This is a genomic window from Exiguobacterium sp. SH3S1, assembly GCF_004337105.1.
GTDB lineage: Bacteria > Bacillota > Bacilli > Exiguobacteriales > Exiguobacteriaceae > Exiguobacterium > Exiguobacterium aurantiacum_A.
In genome coordinates this window covers 148,987-170,190 of the sequence record NZ_SJUW01000002.1, presented here as the reverse complement: position 1 = coordinate 170,190, position 21,204 = coordinate 148,987, and the positions used below count along the sequence as shown (strand labels likewise).

Sequence of the window (21,204 nt, the reverse complement as noted above, 5' to 3'; positions counted from 1 at the left end):
GTTACGACGAACACGATTCGCATTCATCGACTTCGACGGTCGTTGAACGCGTGTAATAGATCGATTTCATACCGAGCGACCATGCCTCGAGGTGCATCCCCAGCATTTCAGTCGCCTTCACGTCGTTCTTGACGTATAAGTTGAAACTGATCGCTTGGTCGATGTGGCGTTGGCGGGCCGCGTTTTGACGGATGCTCCAAAGTTGGTCGACTTCAAACGCTGATTTGTAGAACCAGTTCGTCTCCGAGTTGAGGTCAGGGACGGTCACTGGGATCTTATAATTTTTCTTTTCTTCCGAATATACTTTCTTATAAATCGGGTCGATCGAAGCGGTGCTACCGGCGATGATCGCTGTCGACGAGTTCGGTGCGACGGCCATCATGTAGGCGTTGCGGACACCGTTTTGGTGAACCTCGGCCGCGAGGCCGTCCCAGTCGAGCTCGTCGTGCGACCGGTAGTTGCGGCGACTGAAGTATTCGCCCGTGTGCCATTCCGAACCTTCGAACACGCCGAACGCGCCTTTTTCTTTCGCGAGTTCCATCGAAGCGTGAATCGTGAGATAGGCGATTTTTTCGTAAAGTTTCTCAGCGTACTGGACGGCGTCGACCGATTCCCAGCGGATGCCTTCGAGGGCGAGCAAATGGTGCCACCCGAACGTGCCGAGACCGACAGAACGATATTTTTGGTTCGTGATCATCGCTTGTGGCACTTCGATCGTGTTCAGGTCGATGACGTTATCGAGCATTCGCATTTGAATCGGGATGAGGCGCTCGAGCACGTCGGATTTGACGGCGCGCGCGAGTGCGATCGAGCTCAAGTTACAGACGACAAAGTCGCCCGGCGTCTTCGTGATGACGATTTTCCCGTCTTGCGTATACTCTTCGTCGATTGTCGTCGCCGACATGTTCTGAGCGATTTCTGAACAGAGGTTGGAGCTGTAAATCATACCTGCATGTTTGTTCGGGTTGGCGCGGTTGACCGCATCCCGGAAGAACATGTACGGTGTGCCCGTCTCGAGCTGTGAGCGCATGTAGCGTTTGACGAGGTCGATGGCCGGCACAGTTACACGCGTGAGCTCCGGATTATTGACACAAGCTGTATATTTCTCGGTGAACGAACCGCCGTTGTCCGTCTCGTCGTAGAAGTCTTCAAGGCTGAAGCCCATGACCGTGCGAATCTCATGCGGGTCGAACAAATGCCAATCGCCACGCGCTTCGACGGTACGCATGAACAAGTCCGGTAAACAGACGCCGGTGAACAAGTCATGAGTGCGGAGGCGCTCATCGCCGTTGTTCAACTTGGCATCGAGGAATTCAAAGATATCCTTGTGCCAGATGTCCAAGTAGACGGCGATCGAGCCTTGACGCATGCCGAGCTGGTCGACCGAGACGGCCGTGTTGTTCAACTGCTTCATCCAAGGCAACGCGCCGCTCGAGACACCTTTGAATCCTTTAATGTCACTTCCGCGTGAACGGATTTTGCCGAGGTACACCCCGATGCCACCGCCGCCTTTTGAAAGTGTGGCCACGTCCGTGTTCGAGTCGTAAATACCGCGGAGTGAATCGTCGACCGTATCGATGAAGCAAGAGCTAAGCTGCCCGTACGATTTACCAGCGTTCGAGAGCGTCGGCGTGGCGACGGTCATGTACAGGTTCGATAGCGCCCAGTAGGCTTCTTCGGCAAGTTGGACCCGCTTAGACGCGGCCTCGTTTTGCATGAGCGTCATGGCGATGACCATAAACCGCTCTTGTGGGAGCTCATATAAGTTTTTGACGTGATCGCGTCCGAGGTAACGGTCCGCCAACGTCCGTAGGCCGATGTAAGTGAAGAGACGATCGCGTGACGGGTCGATCAACGTCTCTAAATAAGCGATATCTTCTTTAGAGTATGTGTCAATTAACGCCGACGTGAAGATGCCTTTGTTCGTCAGCGTCTCGATCATCGAATAGAGTGAGCCGTAACGCATCGAAGCGTCATACCCGCGGTTGCGTGCTGCTTCAAGGTAGAGACGGTTTAAGTACATCTCGGTCGCGACGAACGTCCAGTCCGGCTCTTCAGCCTTCAACATATCGAGGGCGTGCATCGTCATCAAGTCATATACTACATCTTGTGTCAGTGATTTTGAATCGAGTGCTCGAATCAAACGTTCCTCGTAGCGTGCGACGCTGAGCTGCGGGTAACGTTGTGTTAAGGATTGGATCAATGTCGCTACGTCGGCAAGGGTTGGTGTTGCCGGCAACATCGTCTCGTGGTGGATAGGGGATGTCAAAACGATCACTCCTTCTTCGGGTGTAGAAATTATAAAGGTATAGCGGAACTTGTCCGATTCAACGTCAATGGGGATAGAACGTGATAAATATCCGTTAACTATATATTGACGTTTTATTCTCTTTTTAATCATAAATCACCCATATTTAGTTTTGCAATCATTGAAATTTATAAAACTGTGACGATGCGAATTACTTTTACTCTAAAACGGCTCTCTCAACCGTTTTGAGACGTGATATGAGACGAAAAAAAGATTTACCAACTCCCGAGGTCAAAGCTGTCCACTTTTTTTGTAAGCGTTCAATCTGGTTTGTCAATACGAAAAGAGAGGAGAACGTCTTTGATTTCATGAATCAGTAAAAAAGTTATGACCAGGAACCAATACTAGATATAGTGTTGTCTCGATTTGAAAAAGCGGGAAATCCGAGGTAAGGCTAGCGCCATCGTCAAAAGTGCGGTAGATTGAGGAAGTACGATATACTATCAAGGCTAAAAAGAAGGGTTTTAAAAATGCGTTCAGAAGATTTATTATTAGCATGGGACCCGCTCGGTTACGGGCTTGGGTCTTACGGGCCAGAGTTCGATGACATCACAGTGGCGCTCGTGCAGATCGACTCGGAAGCGGAGTTGAATGAAAGGATCCGTCGCATTCTAACGGATTCGTTTGGAGAGTGCCCGTCTGAGGACGACACGCGCGCCATGGCCAGACAATTACTTACATCTTCAGAAGCTTGTCAATTATAAGGGGGAACCAACATGTTACGAATCGATCCAACACCTAATCCAAATGCAATGAAAATCACGCTTCCTGAAAACGTCTTCGGAGCTAAGAGCCAAAGCGTGAAAGCCGGCGAATCAACAGAGCAACCGCTTCTCGCGAAACTCGTCACGATCGAAGGTGTCGAGAGCGTCTTCGCTTACGGCGATTTTGTCACAGTATCAAAAGAGAACGGCGTCAGCTGGGAAGCGATCTTACCGCACGTCGAAACTGCTTACCGCGGATGAACCCGCTCGTTTCGATCGTCATTCCGGCCTACGCACGCGAGGCGGAACTGACGGAACTACTCGAGAGTTTGACGGTACAGACGTTTCAACAGTTCGAAGTGCTTGTAGTAAATAATGATGGGCCGCCAAAGCAACATCTTTTGGCGCCTTTTTTGAATCGATTGTCGGTTCGGTTGATCGAACTTGAAGAAAATCATCACGTCAAAGCGCGAAACCGAGGCGTGATGGAGGCGAGAGGCGAATACATTCTTTTATTAGATGACGATGATTTACTCATGCCGACCCATATCGAACGAGCACTCGATGATTTGACGACGGCAGACCTCGTTTTCACCGATGCGGAACTGTTTCGGTTCACATGGCAAGACGGGCGGCGGGTCGTCACGGAGTGGGAGGCGTTCGCCTACGAGCTCGACTTGGACCGGATTCGGCAAGACTCGACGTTCATCCCGTCCGGCACGCTCTACCGCAAGCGGCTTCACGACGTCATCGGCATGTTCGATGAGACGGTTTATAACTATTGGGACTGGGACTTTATTTTACGTGTGATCGAGCACGGGACGGTCGTTCATCCAGCCCGGGCGACGGTGCTCTACGCTTTTAACGGAACCGACAACTTATCGGCGAAACAAGATGAGACGCGTCGACGGTACTTTGAGCGGTTTTGTCAAAAACACGGCTTGGTGAATATGGAGATGAAGAATTTTCACATCGTCCAGTCCGAACGGCGGGACTACGTGAGACAGACAGAAAGGTCGTTCGCAGGGACGTTTCCCGGTAGAACGGAAGGAGACAACTAATATGTACACAACAAAAGAGTTAGAACTTTTGGAATTGCTTGAAGAAAAAGGATACCTCGAGACGAAGTTGCTCGCGGACTTGCTCGCGACCGATGAGGCGACCGTCGAAACGATGCTCGAGAAGTTCAAAGCGGACGGCATCTTGCTCGGTTTCCGGGCGATGATCAACTGGCAGAAGATCAACCGTCACGATGTCACGGCGTTCATCGACGTCAAAGTCACACCGAAGCGAGGTCGCGGGTTTGACGAGGTAGCCGAGCGGATTTACCGCTTCCCGGAAGTGACGGCTCTCTATTTGATGTCGGGCGCGTACGACCTGCAAGTCGTCATCCGGGCGAGTTCGCTCCAAGACGTGGCGTCGTTCGTCTCGGATAAACTGTCACCGCTTGACTCGGTCGTGTCGACGACGACCCACTTCAAGTTGAAGACGTACAAGCATGACGGTATTTTGTTCACCCCGCAAGTCGAAGACAAACGGTTGAACATCACGCCATGAAGTCGCTATCGAATCAAGTCGTCTCGATGAAGCCGTCTGGCATTCGCCGTTTCTTCGATTTGGCACAGACGATGGAAAATGTCGTCTCTCTTGGGGTGGGAGAGCCGGACTTCATCACGCCATGGAACGTCCGCGAAGCGAGCTACGCGGCACTCGAGCAAGGCTATACGGCTTATAGTGCCAACGCGGGCCTACTCGAGCTGCGTGAAGCGATTGCTCGTTACATGACCGACCGTTTTGACGTCACGTATGACCCGGCGACCGAACTGATCGTCACGACAGGGGCGTCTCAGGCGCTCGATATCGCCTTCCGTGCTTTATTGAACCCAGGTGACGAGGTTCTCGTCGTCGAGCCAGCTTTCGTCTCCTACGGGCCGCTCATTGAATTAGCCGGTGGGACCGTCGTCCCGGTCGCTTGTCGTCCGGAATCCGGGTTCCGCTTGAATCGGGACGACGTCGCAGCAGCGATCACGGAACGGACAAAAGCGATTTTGCTCTGCTTCCCGTCGAACCCGACCGGCGCGACGATGACGGGCGACGAACTTGCCGAAATCGCGGAACTCGCTACGAAACATGATTTGTGGGTTTTGAGCGATGAGATCTACGCAGAGCTGTCTTACGATGCCCCGTTCACGAGCTTTGCGACGCTCCACGACATGCGCGAGCGGACGATCGTCATCAACGGTTTCTCAAAAGCGTTCGCGATGACCGGATGGCGCCTCGGCTTCACGTGTGCACCGGAAGTCGTGACCCGGGAAATGCTTAAAGTGCATCAGTACGGCATGATGTGTGCGCCGACGCTCGTCCAATTTGGAGGGCTAGAGGCGTTGCGCAGCCGTGACCAACACGTCCCGAAGATGGTGAAGAGTTATCGCCAGCGTCGTAACTATTTTATCCAGGCGTTAAACGACGCAGGTCTCCCGACCCACGTCCCGGGTGGTGCGTTCTATGCATTCCCATCCATCCGCCATACCGGGCTTTCGAGCGAAGAGTTCGCCGAACGGTTGCTGCTTGAAGAGCGAGTGGCGGTCGTTCCGGGCAATGCGTTCGGAGCGAGCGGGGAAGGCTTTGTCCGTGCGAGTTATGCGACGTCGATCGAGCAGCTTCAAGAAGCGATCCGCCGTATCGATCGGTTCATGAAACAGTTTGAACTGGCAACATCAACGACAGACTCTCAGCGATGAGGGTCTGTTGACGTTTTGACGATAAGGTTAACGGTGATCGCGCCTCGCCACGACCGAATATCGACCGATTATTCTAAAATGGGTTGAACGATGTAACATAAAATGGGAAGATAAACGAAAGTGGCGTGTGAATATAGATTATGGGGTCGAGATTGAGGGCGGATTAGAAGGTAAATGAGTGAGGCACCCGAACCTTGAACATTCGTACGAACCGACCGCGACGGACTTGGGGATATCGGTCGGTCGATTCGCGATGAGTTTGGACGAGATGGCTAGTGGGGATGTCTATGACATCGGCTAGCAGCGGACGTTTGCGACATCTTAAAACAAAAAAAGGGCTAGGCGTTAGCCTAGCGGAATCAGGGGGGAATACTTGAAGTCTTGCTTGATTTGTATTTACCCTGAGGTGCGACTTTGAAACGTCAAAATAATCCTAAATAATCTTTTTTACTATTTTCTACACTTTATCGAAAAAAGTATGTTATAGTAAGTTGATGAATTTAGCATAGGAGTGTTTGTAATGGCAAAATACGAAAAAGATCAAGTTTTAAAAGGTAAAGTAACAGGAATTCAACCTTTCGGTGCGTTCGTCGCACTCGACGACGAGACACAAGGTCTTGTCCACATCTCTGAAATCTCACATGACTACGTGAAAGACGTGAACGAGTACGTTCAAGTCGGCCAAGAAGTTGAAGTGAAAATTCTTGATGTTGATGAAGCATCTAAGAAAATCAAGCTTTCAATGAAAGCGACACAAGAAGCACCAAAACGCGAGAAGTCGGCTAAGCCAGCTCGTCGTGGCGCACCACGCCGCAACGAAGCTTCAAACTTCAAGCAAGAAGAAGCGCCAGGCTTCACAGTCCTCAAGGACAAGCTCGAAGACTGGATCAAAAACACGAACTTCAAAAAGTAAGTGATGAAAGGCGGCCTATTCCAAATAGGTCGCCTTTTTTTTGTACAGGAAATTGAATAGACGTTCCCGAAAGAGATTAGAGAAAGGAGTGGTCTACATGAAGATTGGAATCATCGGGACAGGGGGCATCGCCACAAACGCACACATCCCGCATTACATCGCGGCCGGGGCGGACGTCGTCGCGGTCATGAACCGGACACGGGAGCGCGGGGAGGCGGTTGCCCGTCAGTTCGGGGTTGAACGGGTTTATGACACGGTAGCAGACATGCTCGATAGCGAGCAACTTGATGCGGTCAGCGTCTGCACACCGAACGCCCTGCATAAAGACCATGTCATCCAGGCGCTCGATGCCGGTTGTCACGTCCTTTGCGAGAAACCGCCGGCCATTTCGGAGCGTGAGGCGGACGAGATGTTACAAGCGGCCAAACGGGCCGGCCGGACGCTCCACTACGGCTTCCATTTCCGGCATCGGACGGACACGCAACTGCTGAAACGCTTGATTGACTCAAATGAACTCGGTCACATCTATGCGGCGACCGCGCTCGCCCTAAGGCGCCGTGGCATCCCAGGTTGGGGCGTGTTCACGGACAAGGAGCTCCAAGGAGGCGGGGCGCTGCTTGATATCGGCGTCCATATGCTCGACCTCGCCCTCTATTTGATGGATTATCCGAAACCGGTCGACGTGATCGGTCATGTCGGACAGTATCTTGGGACGCGTCCGGGTGTCGGGCTGATGGGGGACTGGGACGCCGACAACTTCTCGGTTGAAGACACGGCCCGGGCGATGATCACGTTCGAGAACGGGGCCTCTCTCTTTTTAGATGCGAGCTTCATGGCGAACATCGGGCCGAAGGATACGATGAACGTGGAACTGAGAGGGACAATCGGCGGGGCATCGTTGTTCCCGCTCACGATCCACACGGAAGAACATGGCGCTCTGTTTGACAAGACGCCGGCTCATTTGACGTTACAAGACCCGTACGCGACACAGATTCGCTCCTTCCTTGAGGCGTGTCGGCATGAGCCGTCATACGAGCAGGCCGAACAGGCGGTCCTGCTTCATCAAATCATCGACCGCATATACAGTCAGGGCTAATCACTTTTCAATCCAGAAAAACAGGGTATATAGTGTAGGTGTTACATATTTTTGAAGGAGGATGACTTATGCACAACTTTGAATACAAAAACCCAACGAAATTGATCTTCGGGACGCATCAGATCGAGAAGCTCACAGGGGAGCTCAAAGCGCTTGACGCGAAGAAAGTGATGCTCGTCTATGGAGGCGGGAGCATCAAGAAGAACGGGACGTATGAGGAAGTCGTTGCTGAATTAAACAAAGCGGACATCGAGTTCGTCGACTTCTCAGGTGTCGAACCGAACCCGCGGATTGAAACGGTGAGACGCGCGGTCACGAAAGCGCGCGAAGAAGGCATCGACGCCTTGCTCGCGGTCGGCGGCGGTTCAGTCATCGATTGCACGAAATTGATCTCGGCAGCGATCCCGTATGACGGCGACGCATGGGACATCGTCCTCCGTGACCATATCCCGACTGAAGCGGTACCGTTCGGGACGGTGCTCACGCTCGCGGCGACAGGTTCTGAGATGAACTCCGGTTCGGTCATCACGAACTGGGAGACGCAAGAGAAATATGGTTGGGGCCACCCGCTCGTCTATCCGACGTTCTCGATCCTCGACCCGCGCTATACTGTGTCGGTGCCGAAAGACCAAACGATCTATGGCATCGTCGACATGATGAGCCATTGTTTCGAGCAGTACTTCCACCCGAACCACGCTCCGGTCCAAGAGCGGATGACCGAAGGCGTCTTGAAAGCGGTCATCGAGTCGGCACCGAAGCTCGTCGATGACTTAGAGAACGTCGACTTACGTGCCATCATCTTGTTCGCAGGCACGATCGCCTTGAACGGGGTCTTGCAGATGGGCGCTTCTGGCGACTGGGCGTCGCACAACATCGAGCACGCCGTTTCGGCTGTCCATGACATCCCGCACGCCGGCGGCCTCGCCATCCTCTTCCCACGCTGGATGGAGCACGTCCTTGAAGAAGACAACGCGGCACGGTTCGCACGACTCGGGACAGAAGTATTCGACGTCGAACCGGGTGCGACCGACGTCGAGACGGCGAAACGCACGATCACAGCGGTCCGTGCCTTCTTCGACCAACTTGGTGCGCCAAGTTCGCTCCGCGACTATGAGATCGACGAATCGACGTTCGAGGCGATCCTTGATTCAGCGATGAAACGTGGAGCGTTCGGACGTTTCCGTACACTCGAACGCGAAGACGTGGCTACGATTCTCGAGCTGAGCAAATAAGGCGATTTGATGCCTATTTTGCAATAATGATTGAACGAATCCGTCGTTTCCGTTTATGATGGGTCATGTATGGCTCTTAGATGAGCGATTTAAAGGAGGAAATGCCATGTCAACAGTACGTTTCGATTATTCTAACGCCCTGTCTTTCGTCGGGGAACACGAAGTCGATCAAATGCAAGAAACGGTGAAAGCACTCCATTCGGTCATCCACGACCGGAGCGGTGCCGGCAGCGATTTTCTAGGCTGGGTCGACCTTCCAACGAATTTTGATACGGATGAGTTCGCACGTATCAAAGCGGCCGCTGAACGAATCCGCGACAACTCAGACGTCCTCGTCGTCGTCGGAATCGGTGGGTCGTATCTCGGCGCTCGTGCAGCCATCGAGATGCTGCAACATTCATTCTTCAACGTGTTGTCAAAAGAGGAGCGTAACGCCCCGCAAGTCTTCTTCGCGGGCCACAACATCTCGTCAACGTACATGACGGAGTTGCTTCAAGTACTCGAAGGCAAAGAAGTCTCAGTCAACGTCATCTCAAAATCGGGAACGACGACAGAGCCGGCAATTGCTTTCCGTGTCCTCAAGCAGTTCATGGAAGAGAAGTACGGCCAAGACGGCGCACGCGAGCGCATTTATGCGACGACAGACCGTGCCCGTGGCGCTTTGAAGACGCTCGCTGATGCAGAAGGTTACGAGACGTTCGTCATTCCGGACGATGTCGGTGGACGGTTCTCTGTCCTCACACCAGTCGGTTTGCTTCCAATCGCGGCGGCAGGCATCGATATCGATGCCCTCATGGAAGGTGCGCGTGACGCGGAAAATGCCTACAGTTCACCTGAACTTTCAGAGAACGAGGCGTACCAGTACGCGGTCGTCCGTAACGCCATGTATGCGAAAGGTAAATCAATCGAACTTCTCGTCAACTACGAACCGGCACTCCACTATGTATCAGAGTGGTGGAAACAGCTTTACGGCGAGTCGGAAGGCAAAGACAACAAAGGGATCTTCCCGGCGGCAGTTGACTTCTCGACTGACCTCCACTCGATGGGACAATACATCCAAGAAGGTCGCCGCGACTTGTTCGAGACGGTCATCCGTGTCACGAACGTCCGTCACGCGTTGAACGTCCCTGAAGACGCACAAGACCTCGACGGCTTGAACTTCCTTGCCGGTGAGACGATCCAATTCGTCAACGACAAGGCGGCAGAAGGAACGCTCCTCGCCCACACGGACGGAAACGTGCCGAACCTCGTCGTCGAATTGCCAGAGATGACGCCATATCATCTCGGCTACTTGTTCTACTTCTTCGAGAAGGCGTGCGCGATGAGCGGCTACATTCTCGGAGTCAACCCGTTCAACCAGCCAGGTGTTGAAGCATATAAAGCGAACATGTTCGCGTTGCTTGGAAAACCAGGTTACGAGGAACAAAAAGCTGAGCTTGAAAAGCGCTTAAACCAATGATTTATTGTAGGTCCGCCTCGGCGGGCCTATTTTTTTGTTTGAAACTAGGGTGAGACAAGGTAAAGTGAGAGTAGACACGGGAAAGAAAGGGATGGACTATGTTGACATTCACGGACTACTATCACAATAAAGTCGAGTTGAGCTTCGAGCACTATCCATTTTCGGATACGCCGCTTCACGTCTGGGTCGTCGCCCGCTATGCGGACAAATGGGTGCTCACGAAGCATAAGCAGCGCGGACTCGAATTTCCGGGAGGGAAAGTCGAACCCGGAGAACACGAGGACGACGCGGCGATTCGGGAAGTGTACGAGGAGACGGGAGGTGTCGTCAAGACGCTCCATTATTTAGGGCAGTACCGGGTGCTCGGGCGTGGTGACACCGTCATCAAAAATATTTATTTTGCGGAAATCGAACGGTTCGAGGATCATCCGGCCGTCGATGAGACCGACGGGGCCGTCTTGTTGGACACGTTACCGACGAACCTGCTCCGTAACGGCCGCTACAGTTTCATGATGAAAGATAAAGTGTTGCCCGAAACGATGAAAGTACTCCATGACAAAAAGTTGGTTTGATCGAGTCGACGTCCTGCCTCCTTATGCGGGATACCCCGTTCATCGAGGTTGGTACGAGACGAGTGACGGGGAAGAAATCGTCGCCTACACGATCACGCCAAAACGCCCGAACGGCCAGGTGCTGTTTTATTTACGAGGCGGCACCGGGAGGATCGGCGACGTCCGGTTGCCTCGGCTAATGCAATTCGCGGCGAAAGGGTTCCATGTCGTGGCGCCGGTCTATCGCGGGAACCACGGGGGAACCGGAAAAGAGGATTTCGGAGGCGCCGACTTAGAGGACGTCGTGTCTCTGTATGACCGCGTTAGCCGGACGCACGAGACGATCCACGCCCTCGGCTTTTCCCGGGGCGGCATGATGGCGTTGTCGCTCGCATCAAAACGTCCCGTCACGTCGGTCACGTCGTGGGCGGGTGTGACGAATTTGGAATGGACGTATGAAGAACAGCGTTCGATGCGGAAGATGTTGCGCCGGATGACCGGGGGAGACCCGGCGGCGGTCCATGAGGCGTATGTCGAACGGTCTCCGCTCTTCAAAGACTGGCAGGCGCCGACGCTACTCATTCATGGGACGGACGACGAGCAAGTCCGGCTTCGTCATGCGACCGCCCTCGCCGACAAGATTGGTTCGCAAGCAGAGCTTTGGATCTTGCCGTTCGCCCATCAGCTCCCGTTCTGGGAAAAATGGAAGACGACGGACCGAGCGATGGATTGGATGTTGGCGATTGCAAGAAAAAATGACTAGTACCCGAGCGGGGTACTAGTCATTTTGAGTTAGAAGACGATTGGGCCGGCCGCGATGACCTTCTCACTCGCTTTCGTGAATCGTTTAAAGTTTTGTTGGAACTTCAAGGCGAGCGCTCGCGCTTCGACATCGTAATGAGCCGTATCTTTCCAAGTGTCACGTGGGTTGAGCACGTCTTGTGGGACGCCGTCGATATGGACTGGGATGTCGACGTTGAAGATGTCGTGCTTCACAGTGTCGACGTCACGCAATTGACCGTTGATCGCGGCGTTCACCATGGTCCGTGTGTAGCTGAGCTTCATACGCGACCCTTCACCGTAAGCCCCGCCGGTCCAACCCGTGTTGACGAGGTAGACGTCGACGTTATGCTGTTCGATCAACTTGCCGAGCATGTCGGCGTATCGTTCCGGGGCGAGCGGCAAGAACGGTGAGCCGAAGCAAGTCGAGAACGTTGCTTGTGGCTCGGTCACGCCGCGCTCCGTCCCGGCTAGTTTTGATGTGTAGCCAGATAGGAAGTGATACATCGCCTGCTCTTTCGTCAACTTGCTGATCGGCGGGAGCACCCCGTAAGCATCGGCCGTCAAGAAGACGATCGTGTTCGGGTGACCGGCCCGTGAAGGGAGCATCGCGTTATCGATGTATTGAATCGGATAAGCTGCTCGCGTATTTTCGGTGAGCGAGATGTTTTTGTAGTCGGGTGAGCGGTCTTCGTTCAAGATGACGTTTTCGATCAACGATCCGAAACGGATGGCGTCATAAATTTGAGGTTCGTTCTCACGCGACAAGTTGATCGTCTTGGCGTAGCAACCGCCTTCGATGTTGAAGATGCCGTCTGGTGACCAACCGTGCTCATCGTCACCGATGAGATGCCGTTCCATATCGGCCGATAGCGTCGTCTTTCCCGTGCCCGATAGTCCGAAGAAGAGCGCCGTCTCCCCGGCGTCCGAGACGTTGGCCGAGCAATGCATCGACAAGACGTGCTGTTCAGGTAATAGGAAGTTCATGACCGAGAAAATCGATTTTTTAATTTCGCCGCCGTATTCTGTTCCCCCGATCAGAATGGTACGTTTGGCGAACGAGACGAGGATAAATGTTTCTGAGTTCGTCCCGTCAACTGTTGGGTCGGCCTTGTAGCTCGGTGCATAAATGACCGTGAACGGGTCAAACGCAGCTCTCGTCGGCCACTCTCGCAAGAACAACTGCTTCGCGAACAAGCTGTGCCACGCGTACTCGGTGATGGCGCGTACAGGTAGCGTGTAGTGCTCGTCAGCTCCAGCCGAAGCTTCGAGATAATACAGCTTCTGTTTCGTCTCGAGATGGGTGAGGACTTTGTCGAGAAGAGCGGTGAACTTTTCTTCTGCGATCGGCTGATTGATCGGCCCCCAGTCCACTAACGAGTTGCTGACTTCATCTTGGACGACGAATTTGTCTTTCGGTGACCGTCCTGTGAATTTCCCTGTACTGACCGATAAAGCCCCGTCTTTCGTCAGTACGCCTTCACCGTTACGAATGGCTTCTTCCACCAGTTCTGGAACCGTTAAGTTCCGTAATACATCGGCACCCTTAATTAATTCTTCGATTTTCAGGAGCGTAGTCGCCATCCTGAATCCCACCTTTCCCCTAAATAGATGTGGATGAAATCCGCATACTTCCGCGTTTAATTAGTATGACATTTTCATTATATGTGACACACTAATCGAAAACAAGCATTTCTTTACCCTTTAAAGTAAGCGCTTTCTTACAAAGACATTCTAACATATTCTGTATAAGCGGGGAGTGAAAAAACGGAAACCGTCAAAAAAATGTTTGATATTTCACAAACATAAATGATTTCCGTGATTACGAAGAAATTTACAAATTAAGCAGATACGCTTGACAGAACGGTATGGCATTTATATGATGGTGTTCGTAACGGATACTCTTATTCTGAGCGGTGGAGGGAACAAGGCCCTACGAAGCCCAGCAACCGTCCGATCCTGTAGTCTTTTTCGGAAAAGGTGCTATCCTGAAGCGAAGCGACAGCTTCGAACGATAAGAGGGTAAGGAAGAACGATTCAACCTTTCCCATTGAACGTGGCGAAAGGTTTTTTTCATTACCGTCCCAAAGCAACGCGTAAGGGGAACGAGTACCGTCCACACATCACCCTTATTAATAGGAGGTTTTTCGAAATGTCAAACTTGAACCGTCGACTTTTCACTTCGGAGTCCGTCACTGAAGGACATCCGGATAAAATTTGTGACCAAATCTCAGATGCGATTTTGGATGCAATTTTGGCTGAAGATCCAAACGCCCGCGTTGCGGCTGAGACGTCTGTCACGACAGGTCTCGTGCTCGTAGCTGGTGAAATCACGACATCGACTTACGTGGATATCCCGAAAGTTGTACGTGAAACTGTTCGTGAGATCGGCTACACGCGCGCCAAATATGGTTTTGACGCTGAGACTTGTGCTGTACTCACAGCAATCGACGAGCAGTCAGCAGACATCGCACTCGGTGTCGACCAAGCGCTCGAAGCTCGTGAAGGTCAAATGACTGACGAAGAAATCGATGCGATTGGTGCCGGTGACCAAGGCCTCATGTTCGGTTATGCAACGAACGAGACACCTGAACTCATGCCGCTCCCAATCTCACTCGCTCACAAATTGTCACGTCGCTTGGCAGAAGTCCGCAAAAACGGAACGCTCACTTACCTTCGTCCAGACGGTAAGACGCAAGTAACTGTTGAATACGACCAAGACAACAACCCGGTCCGTATCGATACGATCGTCATCTCGACGCAACACGCAGAAGACATCACGCTCGAGCAAATCCAAGCGGACCTTAAAGAACACGTGATCGCAGCAGTCATCCCGGCTGAACTCATCGATGCCGAGACAAAGTACTTCATCAACCCGACTGGCCGTTTTGTCATCGGTGGACCACAAGGTGATGCAGGTCTTACAGGACGTAAAATCATCGTCGACACATACGGTGGATATGCTCGCCACGGCGGTGGTGCGTTCTCAGGTAAAGATCCTACCAAAGTTGACCGTTCGGCAGCATACGCGGCCCGCTACGTGGCGAAAAACCTCGTTGCAGCTGGACTTGCTGACAAAGCGGAAGTTCAACTTGCATACGCGATCGGTGTCGCACACCCGGTTTCAATCGCGGTGGACACGTTCGGCACTGGTAAATTGAGCGAGACTGAACTCGTTGAACTCATTCGTGAGAACTTCGACCTTCGTCCGGCCGGCATCATTAAGATGCTCGACCTTCGTCGCCCGATCTACAGACAGACAGCAGCTTACGGACACTTTGGTCGCACAGACGTTGAACTCCCATGGGAGCAGACGGACAAAGCGGCATTGCTTGAAGAAGGCGCAAAACGTTTCGCATAAGCATAAAAAAACGACCTTTCGCGAGAAAGGTCGTTTTTTTATTATGCTTGTGGTTTATTTTCGTTTGTTGCGTTCTCGTTGCCGAGTGCTGTATCTTTCGCCTCGACGACTTTCTCACCAATATCTTGCAAATCTGATTTTGTTTCCTGGGCCGTCTCGACGACTTTGTTCACGTCTTCTTTGACCGTGTCGACTTCACCGACAACTTTTTCATAGACGTTTTGCACATCGGTCGACACTTCTTGAATCATACCTGACGCCGATTTCACTTGCTCGATGACTTGAGACGCTTTACCGGCCGGATCTTCTTTGATCGTGTCGACGAGACCGCCGACAGACGACTTCGCATTCGTGAGCGACTGTTTCGTCGTCTCACGGTTCGACGAGCTAAGTAGGGCGATCAGACCGCCGACGAGCGCACCGAGAAGCATCCCGGTCACGACGTTGATTCTAGGACCACCCGAGTTGGTTTGGTCGAATTGGCGATTCGGGTTGTTGGCGTTATCTGCGTGTGGATCGTTTTGTAATGTTGGTTCCATGTCTAAACACTCCTTTGTAAGTTGGCATTGGTACTCATATACCCTAGTTAAAATAGAAAATAACGTTCTGCTTTATTTCGACACGAAAAAGTAATAGAAGGGCAGGATATTTTTTACGTGATGGGGAATGATAGTACTAGATTGGCCAAAAGGGGGAAGCTGTTATGAAGATGCGGGAAGCCGTACCAGAAGATGCCGCCACGATTCGAGATATCGCACTTGCGACCATCAGTGTGACAGATGACGTTCGGTCTAAGGTGATGGAGCGCGCCTATCAACAAGAAGAGATCGTCCGGGCCATCGGTTCGAGTGAAGAAGCGAAAGAACAGTTGTTCATCGTCGGTGAGGCCGAAGGAGACGTCATCGGGTTTTACCATGCGATCGACCGCGGTGATACTTGGGAAGTGCTTCGTCTCTATCTTCATCCGGCTCACCATCGCCAAGGACTTGGGGCAGAACTGCTGACACATCTCCAAGAGCGGAAGGCGCAGCCGATCGAGCTGTATGTCGAGAGTTCGAACGAGCAGGCGATCGCGTTCTTAAGCCATCAAGCGTTCACCGAACTGAACCGAATTCAAGAAGAAGTGTATGATCAACCGATGGAGCTTATCCATTTGCGCTACGACCCACGCTAAGACTCCAGACGGATTTTCTTTCAAACATCAGTCAGCGGCTGATGTTTTTTGTTAGAATTGATGAGACATACTAATAATGAGGTGACAGCATGACATATGAAGAAGAATCACGAAAAGGAGTTATCGTGATCGTTTACCCGTTGCAGTTCACGTCCCGGCTCAGCGAAGCATTTTTGCAGCGACTCAGTGTCGACTATGAGGTGCTTGTCGTGACCGGACAGACGGTCGGACTGATGGCAGAAGACCATAAACAGCTGATCAAGAACACGCTACGGGAAGCGAGTCAGTCCAAACTACCGATTCACGTCATCGCCTTCAGTCTCGGGGCGCTCTTGACGAACCGCCTCCTGCAAGAGTACGACGTGCCGCTCGGGAGTTTGACATACATCTCCCCGCTCTTTGATTGGCATTCGTCCCGCCAAATCGGCGGGCTCAAGCAAGTCGTCGCCAGTGCGGTCGACCGGTTCCGCCCCGATTTGCCGCTCAGTATGATGACGTTCACCGGCGGCGGGGAAGAGTCGTCTCGTTTCGGCGAGATCACATACGCGCAGTACCGCGAAATCGAAGAAGAGATCGTCGAGCATCAAGAGGAGAAGAAACATTTACCTCGCTTACCGCTCGCTTGCTTCTACGCGCCGGACGATCGTTTCGCCGACGTGAGGCTGACGTTGAACGTCTGCCGCAAAATTGGCGGCGATCAAGTCTACATCCGTCGGCTCGAAGGGTTCCCACACTTTGGCTATGAACGGCTGAACACGAAGTTCGCGGAGACGCTCATCACGTTTTATGAATTGATTCGGGAATAGACAAAAGGCGACTCACGCGAGTCGCCTGTTTTCATGCCCGTTTTTCGATCGCCACGATGAATGGGGGATGATTGATTTGATTGACGAAGCCGTAACGGAGGACGCCGGCTCGTTTTTGGTCGAGTGCCTCGGCGTACGCGAGCACCTCGTCCCGCTCGACTTTCCCGCTCTCATGGCCGTGATAGATGACGACGACGATGACACCGCCGACGGCCATCACGTCGAGCAATTGCTCGAGGGCGTCGATCGTCGTGTTGCCGGTCGTTGTGATCGACTTGTCGCTCCCAGGCAAGTAGCCGAGATTGAAGACGGCCGCCGTGATCGGACGGGTTTCATCCGCGACGACCGCCTTGACCGTGTCGTGGCTGTCGTGGACGACCGAGACACGATCAAGCAGATCGGCGGCGGTGATGCGGTCTGTCGTCGCCTTGACTGCCGCCTCTTGGACGTCAAACGCGTAAACGTGACCGCTGCCGACTCGTTCTGCTAGAAACAATGTATCGTGTCCGTTGCCGGCCGTCATATCGACGGCGACGGCACCGTCTGTAACGTGTTCACTTAATAGATGCTTCGCGAACGGTAAAACTCTCATTAATCCCATAGATCTCATCCTTCTTTTTTCCTTGGAAGGAATCACGACGTTCCAACTCGGCGTTGATGGCGTTCAAGACGGCCATTTTGTGCCGGCTCCACGTCGGTCCGATCAATAAGTCGGGTGGACCGTCGCCCGTCAATCGATGAATCACGATCTCAGGCGGTAAGTACTCGAGCTGATCGCAGACGAGCGAGACGTATGTCGTCTCGTCCATGAGTTCGAGCAGCCCTAACTCGTATTGTCTGGCGAGCGGCGTCTGTTTTAAGACGTGGAGCAAATGGATCTTGATTCCTTGTATGTCCATTTTAGCAACTTCTCGGGCCGTGTCGAGCATCATGTCTGGCGTTTCGCCAGGAAGACCGTTGATGATATGGACGCAGACGGAAATGTTCCGGCTCCGCAGTTTCGCGAGACCGTCGAGGAACGTCTTATAGTCGTGGCCCCGGTTGATCTTTTTCGCGGTTGAATCATGGATTGTCTGCAGGCCGAGTTCGACCGTGAGTGACGTCCGCTCGTTCAACTCAGCGAGATAGTCGACGACGTCGTCTGGCAGACAGTCGGGTCGTGTCGCGATCGACAGACCGACGACGCCTTCTTCTACGAGTGCCGGTTCGAACAGTTCGCGCAAGCGCTCTACGGGTGCGTACGTGTTGCTGAACGCTTGGAAGTAGGCGATATACAACGCATGCTTCCATTTCCGATGCAGACGGGCCGTGCCTTCGGCGAACTGGACCGGGATCGGATCACAGGCGTTGCCGGCAAAATCGCCGCTGCCGTCATCCGAACAGAATGTGCAGCCGCCTTTTGAGACGAGGCCGTCGCGGTTCGGACAAGTGAAACCGCCATCGAGCGGGACTTTGAACACTTTCTCGCCGAATTCGCGACGATACGCTTCATTTAATTTGTGAAATCTAGCTTGGCCAAACGGGTTATTCAATGCTATCCTCTCCTTCCTTGCTCATGCTATCACAAGGTGGGGCTTGCTTTACTTCATAATAAGTAATTTTTCTTGACAGTTATGTAGCGTTCCGTTAGCTTGGAGAAGGACTCATCACAGATTCGGCCTTCGTGCCGGATTTTTTATCGTTTAAAGGAATGAAAGGAGTAACGGGTATGAACAATAAAATGCCGATTTCGGTATGGATTCTAGTCATTGCGATGGCGCTCAATACAACGGCGGCGTCTTTTTTATGGCCATTTAACACACTCTATATTAATGGATATTTAGGCGAGTCGATGACGCTCGCAGGTATTGCGCTGCTCGTCAACTCAGCGCTCGCCATCGCGGGTAACTATATCGGCGGGACGTTGTTCGACCGCATCGGCGGGAAGCGGACGCTCGTCATCTCGGTCGGGCTGTTGCTCGCGAGCTCGCTCGGCTTCTTATTGTTTCATGCCACGTTCTTCGGGTATTTGGCATGGCTCGGTTTGATCGGGTTCTCGGGAGGACTCGTCTTTCCGACCGTGTACGCGTTTGCCGGTTTGATCTGGCCTGAAGGTGGCCGGCGCTCGTTCAATGCGATCTACGTCGCCCAAAACGTCGGGGTCGCCCTCGGGACGGCGATGAGCGGTCAAATCGCGCGAATCAACATCGAGTGGATCTTCTATGCGAACTTCTTCTTGTCGGTCCTTTTCGTCGTTGTGCTGTTGTTCGGCCTGCGTTACTTAAAAAACCCGGGTCGCCCAATCGTCCAGTCTCAGCTCGAAGCCGCGGCGACGACGCTCTCTGGCGCGACGATGAAATCGATGTGGTTTGTCGCCATCGGTTATGCCGCACTCTGGTTCGTCTACGTCCAGTGGCAAGGGACGATCGCCGTCCATTCGAAAGACCTCGGTGTGACGATCAGCCAATATTCATTGCTGTGGACGGTCAACGGGGCGTTGATCGTGTTCGCCCAACCGCTTCTCAACCGGGCGCTGCGCTACTTTGAAGACGATTTGAAGCGCCAACTCGTCGTCGGTGCCATCATTTTCCTAGCTGCTTTCATCATCGTCCCGTTCGCGGGAGGATTTACGATGTTCATGGTCGCGATGATCGTCATGACGATCGGTGAGATGTTCATCTGGCCGGCTGTCCCAACGATTGCCGCAAAACTTGCACCTCCGGGTAAAGCCGGACAGTTCCAAGGTCTCGTCAACATCGCCGCGTCGGTCGGGCGGATGATTGGACCGACGCTCTCAGGACTCACGTTCGATTTACTCGGGATGAACGCTGTATTTGGATTGCTGCTTCTACTCATTGTCACGGCGCTGTTCTTCTTTATGAAAATCAGTTCGCTGAATCGTCAAACTTGATCTGGATGTCACATCAACCGCGTATCCAATTCGCATGAGGTATTGCAATCTCATGTAAAATTCATGTAAAATATAGTCAGAGGATCCTTTCACATAATCGTTCCGTCGTTCCGTCGTTTCCTGTTTCTAGCCGATGAGGAGATGTACACCATGAACGAAGAAGTCAATTTACTCGTGCTCGCGACCCAATACATGTTTTGGGTCGGGTTTGTCGGAATGGCCGCCGCGACGCTCTATTTTCTAGTGGAGCGAAACAGCCTTGACCCAGAATATCGTTCTGTCGCCACGGTCGCTGCCTTGGTCACGTTTGTCGCTGCCATCCATTACTATTTCATGAAGGACTCTGTCGGGGATATGGGACTGTTGTCTGAGATCACAGGTTTCCCAACCGAGATTCGTTATATCGATTGGCTCGTGACGACACCGCTCTTGCTCGTGAAGTTCCCGCTGCTACTCAGTTTGAAAGGGAAGATGAAGTCTGGACTGCTGACGAAATTGATCGTCGCCGACATTATTATGATTGTTTCGGGATATCTCGGTGAATCGTCGATCAACTTGAACGGTGGCTTCACGCAACTTGGATTGTGGGGCTATCTAGTCGGTTGTTTGGCCTGGATCTATATCATCTACTTGCTGTTCACGAACGTTACGAAAGCGGCTGAATCGTCGCCGGCCCCGATTCGGAAAGCGCTACTCAACATGCGCTTGTTCATCTTGATCGGTTGGGCGATTTACCCGATCGGTTACGCGGTCACGCTGTTCGCGACCGGGGTAGAGGTTCAGCTAGTGCGTGAGCTAATCTACAACGTCGCCGACTTGGTCAACAAGGTCGGGTTCGGATTGATCGCTTTCTTCGCGGTGAAAACGATCTCGACGCTCAAACAAATTAAAACGTGATTGTAAGTTCACATTGACGTGGTTTTTTATCTTGCGCTAAAATGAAGAGGTGAGATGAAAATTGCGTTGATAAGGAGTAGTATCGTAGCGTCGATATTGTAGAGAGCCGGTGGTTGGTGTGAACCGGTATATGGACCGCGAGAACTCGCCTTGGAGCTGTTCGCCTGAACGAAAAGTAAGGTGAACCGAAGTTACGCCTCGTTACCGGCGTCTCAAGTGGCAGACATGCAACATGGGTGGTACCGCGGAGAGCTTTCAAGCCTTTCGTCCCATTTACCGGGGCGGAGGGCTT

Annotated in this window: 22 protein-coding genes, 1 riboswitch and 1 other annotated feature; of the genes, 17 read left to right on the top strand and 5 right to left on the bottom strand. The window is 52.6% G+C overall.

The genetic code is table 11. The features are described 5' to 3' along the window. Nucleotide 1 precedes the first annotated feature (1 nt). Nucleotides 2-2,269: a ribonucleoside-diphosphate reductase subunit alpha gene (locus EVJ26_RS03605; protein WP_255417720.1), complete on the bottom strand. Its 2,268-nt coding sequence runs from the start codon at nt 2,267-2,269 to the stop codon at nt 2-4. 509 nt (nt 2,270-2,778) lie between these two features. Between EVJ26_RS03605 and EVJ26_RS03600 the strand changes: the two genes are divergently transcribed. From EVJ26_RS03600 to EVJ26_RS03550, 12 genes are all read left to right on the top strand, one after another. Continuing rightward, the gene (locus EVJ26_RS03600) at nt 2,779-3,012 is read left to right on the top strand and encodes a DUF1871 family protein (protein WP_131469763.1); all 234 of its coding nucleotides are present in this window, start codon (nt 2,779-2,781) and stop codon (nt 3,010-3,012) included. A 12-nt stretch (nt 3,013-3,024) separates the two neighbouring features. Continuing rightward, nucleotides 3,025-3,273: a NifU N-terminal domain-containing protein gene (locus EVJ26_RS03595; protein ID WP_070328777.1), complete on the top strand. Its 249-nt coding sequence runs from the start codon at nt 3,025-3,027 to the stop codon at nt 3,271-3,273. Next, nucleotides 3,270-4,073, top strand: a complete 804-nt coding sequence (locus EVJ26_RS03590) for a glycosyltransferase family 2 protein (RefSeq protein ID WP_131455966.1) — start codon at nt 3,270-3,272, stop codon at nt 4,071-4,073. The genes EVJ26_RS03595 and EVJ26_RS03590 overlap by 4 nt, the downstream gene beginning before the upstream one ends. Before the next feature lies 1 nt (nt 4,074). Further along, the gene (locus EVJ26_RS03585; protein WP_131455968.1) at nt 4,075-4,569 is read left to right on the top strand and encodes an Lrp/AsnC family transcriptional regulator; all 495 of its coding nucleotides are present in this window, start codon (nt 4,075-4,077) and stop codon (nt 4,567-4,569) included. Further along, complete coding sequence (locus EVJ26_RS03580; RefSeq protein ID WP_131469761.1) at nt 4,566-5,753, top strand: aminotransferase; 1,188 nt, start codon at nt 4,566-4,568, stop codon at nt 5,751-5,753. Before EVJ26_RS03585 ends, EVJ26_RS03580 begins: the two co-directional genes overlap by 4 nt. Before the next feature lie 178 nt (nt 5,754-5,931). Further along, complete coding sequence (locus tag EVJ26_RS14545) at nt 5,932-6,054, top strand: hypothetical protein (protein ID WP_255417545.1); 123 nt, start codon at nt 5,932-5,934, stop codon at nt 6,052-6,054. Between the two features lie 219 nt (nt 6,055-6,273). Beyond that, nucleotides 6,274-6,666, top strand: a complete 393-nt coding sequence (gene yugI, locus EVJ26_RS03575; RefSeq protein ID WP_016509788.1) for a S1 domain-containing post-transcriptional regulator GSP13 — start codon at nt 6,274-6,276, stop codon at nt 6,664-6,666. Between the two features lie 97 nt (nt 6,667-6,763). Then, nucleotides 6,764-7,762 carry a Gfo/Idh/MocA family protein gene (locus EVJ26_RS03570; protein WP_201738326.1) on the top strand — a complete coding sequence of 333 codons (999 nt, stop codon included), beginning with the start codon at nt 6,764-6,766 and terminating at the stop codon, nt 7,760-7,762. A 68-nt stretch (nt 7,763-7,830) separates the two neighbouring features. Next, a complete protein-coding gene (locus EVJ26_RS03565; protein ID WP_131455975.1) occupies nt 7,831-8,994 on the top strand; it encodes an iron-containing alcohol dehydrogenase in 1,164 nt (387 codons plus the stop codon). Nucleotides 8,995-9,100: 106 nt separating this feature from the next. Further along, nucleotides 9,101-10,453, top strand: a complete 1,353-nt coding sequence (locus tag EVJ26_RS03560) for a glucose-6-phosphate isomerase (RefSeq protein ID WP_071397875.1) — start codon at nt 9,101-9,103, stop codon at nt 10,451-10,453. A 98-nt stretch (nt 10,454-10,551) separates the two neighbouring features. Further along, nucleotides 10,552-11,025 (top strand): RNA deprotection pyrophosphohydrolase, encoded by a 474-nt coding sequence (ytkD, locus tag EVJ26_RS03555; RefSeq protein WP_070328784.1) that lies wholly within the window; start codon nt 10,552-10,554, stop codon nt 11,023-11,025. After that, on the top strand, nt 11,006-11,767 hold the full coding sequence (locus EVJ26_RS03550) for an alpha/beta hydrolase family protein (protein WP_131455977.1): 762 nt from the start codon (nt 11,006-11,008) through the stop codon (nt 11,765-11,767). Before ytkD ends, EVJ26_RS03550 begins: the two co-directional genes overlap by 20 nt. Nucleotides 11,768-11,796: 29 nt before the next feature. Here the strand turns inward: EVJ26_RS03550 and pckA are convergent, their stop codons facing one another. Continuing rightward, complete coding sequence (gene pckA, locus EVJ26_RS03545; protein WP_131455979.1) at nt 11,797-13,368, bottom strand: phosphoenolpyruvate carboxykinase (ATP); 1,572 nt, start codon at nt 13,366-13,368, stop codon at nt 11,797-11,799. A 317-nt stretch (nt 13,369-13,685) separates the two neighbouring features. After that, nucleotides 13,686-13,805: riboswitch (SAM riboswitch) on the top strand. Between the two features lie 131 nt (nt 13,806-13,936). Between pckA and metK the strand changes: the two genes are divergently transcribed. Further along, entirely contained in the window at nt 13,937-15,145 is a 1,209-nt protein-coding gene (gene metK / locus EVJ26_RS03540; RefSeq protein ID WP_131455981.1) for a methionine adenosyltransferase, read from the top strand. 41 nt (nt 15,146-15,186) lie between these two features. On the opposite strand, the gene EVJ26_RS03535 is transcribed toward metK, so the two are convergent. Next, entirely contained in the window at nt 15,187-15,684 is a 498-nt protein-coding gene (locus EVJ26_RS03535) for a YtxH domain-containing protein (protein ID WP_131455983.1), read from the bottom strand. Nucleotides 15,685-15,848: 164 nt separating this feature from the next. Between EVJ26_RS03535 and EVJ26_RS03530 the strand changes: the two genes are divergently transcribed. Further along, nucleotides 15,849-16,319 carry a GNAT family N-acetyltransferase gene (locus tag EVJ26_RS03530; protein WP_071397869.1) on the top strand — a complete coding sequence of 157 codons (471 nt, stop codon included), beginning with the start codon at nt 15,849-15,851 and terminating at the stop codon, nt 16,317-16,319. Between the two features lie 89 nt (nt 16,320-16,408). Beyond that, nucleotides 16,409-17,125, top strand: coding sequence for an alpha/beta fold hydrolase (locus EVJ26_RS03525; protein ID WP_131469759.1), 717 nt, complete (start codon nt 16,409-16,411; stop codon nt 17,123-17,125). A gap of 31 nt (nt 17,126-17,156) precedes the next feature. On the opposite strand, the gene mnmM is transcribed toward EVJ26_RS03525, so the two are convergent. Together mnmM and mnmL are read right to left on the bottom strand one after the other, a co-directional pair. Beyond that, the gene (gene mnmM / locus EVJ26_RS03520) at nt 17,157-17,726 is read right to left on the bottom strand and encodes a tRNA 5-(aminomethyl)-2-thiouridylate-methyltransferase MnmM (RefSeq protein ID WP_131455987.1); all 570 of its coding nucleotides are present in this window, start codon (nt 17,724-17,726) and stop codon (nt 17,157-17,159) included. Next, complete coding sequence (mnmL, locus tag EVJ26_RS03515) at nt 17,680-18,657, bottom strand: tRNA modification radical SAM protein MnmL/YtqA (RefSeq protein WP_131455989.1); 978 nt, start codon at nt 18,655-18,657, stop codon at nt 17,680-17,682. Before mnmL ends, mnmM begins: the two co-directional genes overlap by 47 nt. A 176-nt stretch (nt 18,658-18,833) precedes the next feature. Here mnmL and EVJ26_RS03510 point away from each other — a divergent pair, with 176 nt between their 5' ends. Both EVJ26_RS03510 and EVJ26_RS03505 read left to right on the top strand, forming a co-directional pair. Further along, complete coding sequence (locus EVJ26_RS03510; protein ID WP_131468316.1) at nt 18,834-20,015, top strand: MDR family MFS transporter; 1,182 nt, start codon at nt 18,834-18,836, stop codon at nt 20,013-20,015. 150 nt (nt 20,016-20,165) lie between these two features. Next, on the top strand, nt 20,166-20,912 hold the full coding sequence (locus tag EVJ26_RS03505; protein WP_131469758.1) for a bacteriorhodopsin-like: 747 nt from the start codon (nt 20,166-20,168) through the stop codon (nt 20,910-20,912). A 57-nt stretch (nt 20,913-20,969) separates the two neighbouring features. After that, nucleotides 20,970-21,187: a binding site (T-box leader), on the top strand. Nucleotides 21,188-21,204 lie beyond the last annotated feature (17 nt).

Coding starts and splice junctions, on each gene's coding strand:
- EVJ26_RS03535 (WP_131455983.1), bottom strand. CDS start 15,684: ATGGAACCAACATTACAAAACGATCCACACGCAGATAACGCCAACAAC.
- EVJ26_RS03525 (WP_131469759.1), top strand. CDS start 16,409: ATGACATATGAAGAAGAATCACGAAAAGGAGTTATCGTGATCGTTTAC.
- EVJ26_RS03550 (WP_131455977.1), top strand. CDS start 11,006: ATGACAAAAAGTTGGTTTGATCGAGTCGACGTCCTGCCTCCTTATGCG.
- metK (WP_131455981.1), top strand. CDS start 13,937: ATGTCAAACTTGAACCGTCGACTTTTCACTTCGGAGTCCGTCACTGAA.
- EVJ26_RS03580 (WP_131469761.1), top strand. CDS start 4,566: ATGAAGTCGCTATCGAATCAAGTCGTCTCGATGAAGCCGTCTGGCATT.
- EVJ26_RS03560 (WP_071397875.1), top strand. CDS start 9,101: ATGTCAACAGTACGTTTCGATTATTCTAACGCCCTGTCTTTCGTCGGG.
- yugI (WP_016509788.1), top strand. CDS start 6,274: ATGGCAAAATACGAAAAAGATCAAGTTTTAAAAGGTAAAGTAACAGGA.
- EVJ26_RS03570 (WP_201738326.1), top strand. CDS start 6,764: ATGAAGATTGGAATCATCGGGACAGGGGGCATCGCCACAAACGCACAC.
- EVJ26_RS03565 (WP_131455975.1), top strand. CDS start 7,831: ATGCACAACTTTGAATACAAAAACCCAACGAAATTGATCTTCGGGACG.
- EVJ26_RS03585 (WP_131455968.1), top strand. CDS start 4,075: ATGTACACAACAAAAGAGTTAGAACTTTTGGAATTGCTTGAAGAAAAA.
- EVJ26_RS03505 (WP_131469758.1), top strand. CDS start 20,166: ATGAACGAAGAAGTCAATTTACTCGTGCTCGCGACCCAATACATGTTT.
- EVJ26_RS03595 (WP_070328777.1), top strand. CDS start 3,025: ATGTTACGAATCGATCCAACACCTAATCCAAATGCAATGAAAATCACG.
- EVJ26_RS03530 (WP_071397869.1), top strand. CDS start 15,849: ATGAAGATGCGGGAAGCCGTACCAGAAGATGCCGCCACGATTCGAGAT.
- pckA (WP_131455979.1), bottom strand. CDS start 13,368: ATGGCGACTACGCTCCTGAAAATCGAAGAATTAATTAAGGGTGCCGAT.
- mnmM (WP_131455987.1), bottom strand. CDS start 17,726: ATGGGATTAATGAGAGTTTTACCGTTCGCGAAGCATCTATTAAGTGAA.
- EVJ26_RS03600 (WP_131469763.1), top strand. CDS start 2,779: ATGCGTTCAGAAGATTTATTATTAGCATGGGACCCGCTCGGTTACGGG.
- ytkD (WP_070328784.1), top strand. CDS start 10,552: ATGTTGACATTCACGGACTACTATCACAATAAAGTCGAGTTGAGCTTC.
- EVJ26_RS03510 (WP_131468316.1), top strand. CDS start 18,834: ATGAACAATAAAATGCCGATTTCGGTATGGATTCTAGTCATTGCGATG.
- EVJ26_RS03590 (WP_131455966.1), top strand. CDS start 3,270: ATGAACCCGCTCGTTTCGATCGTCATTCCGGCCTACGCACGCGAGGCG.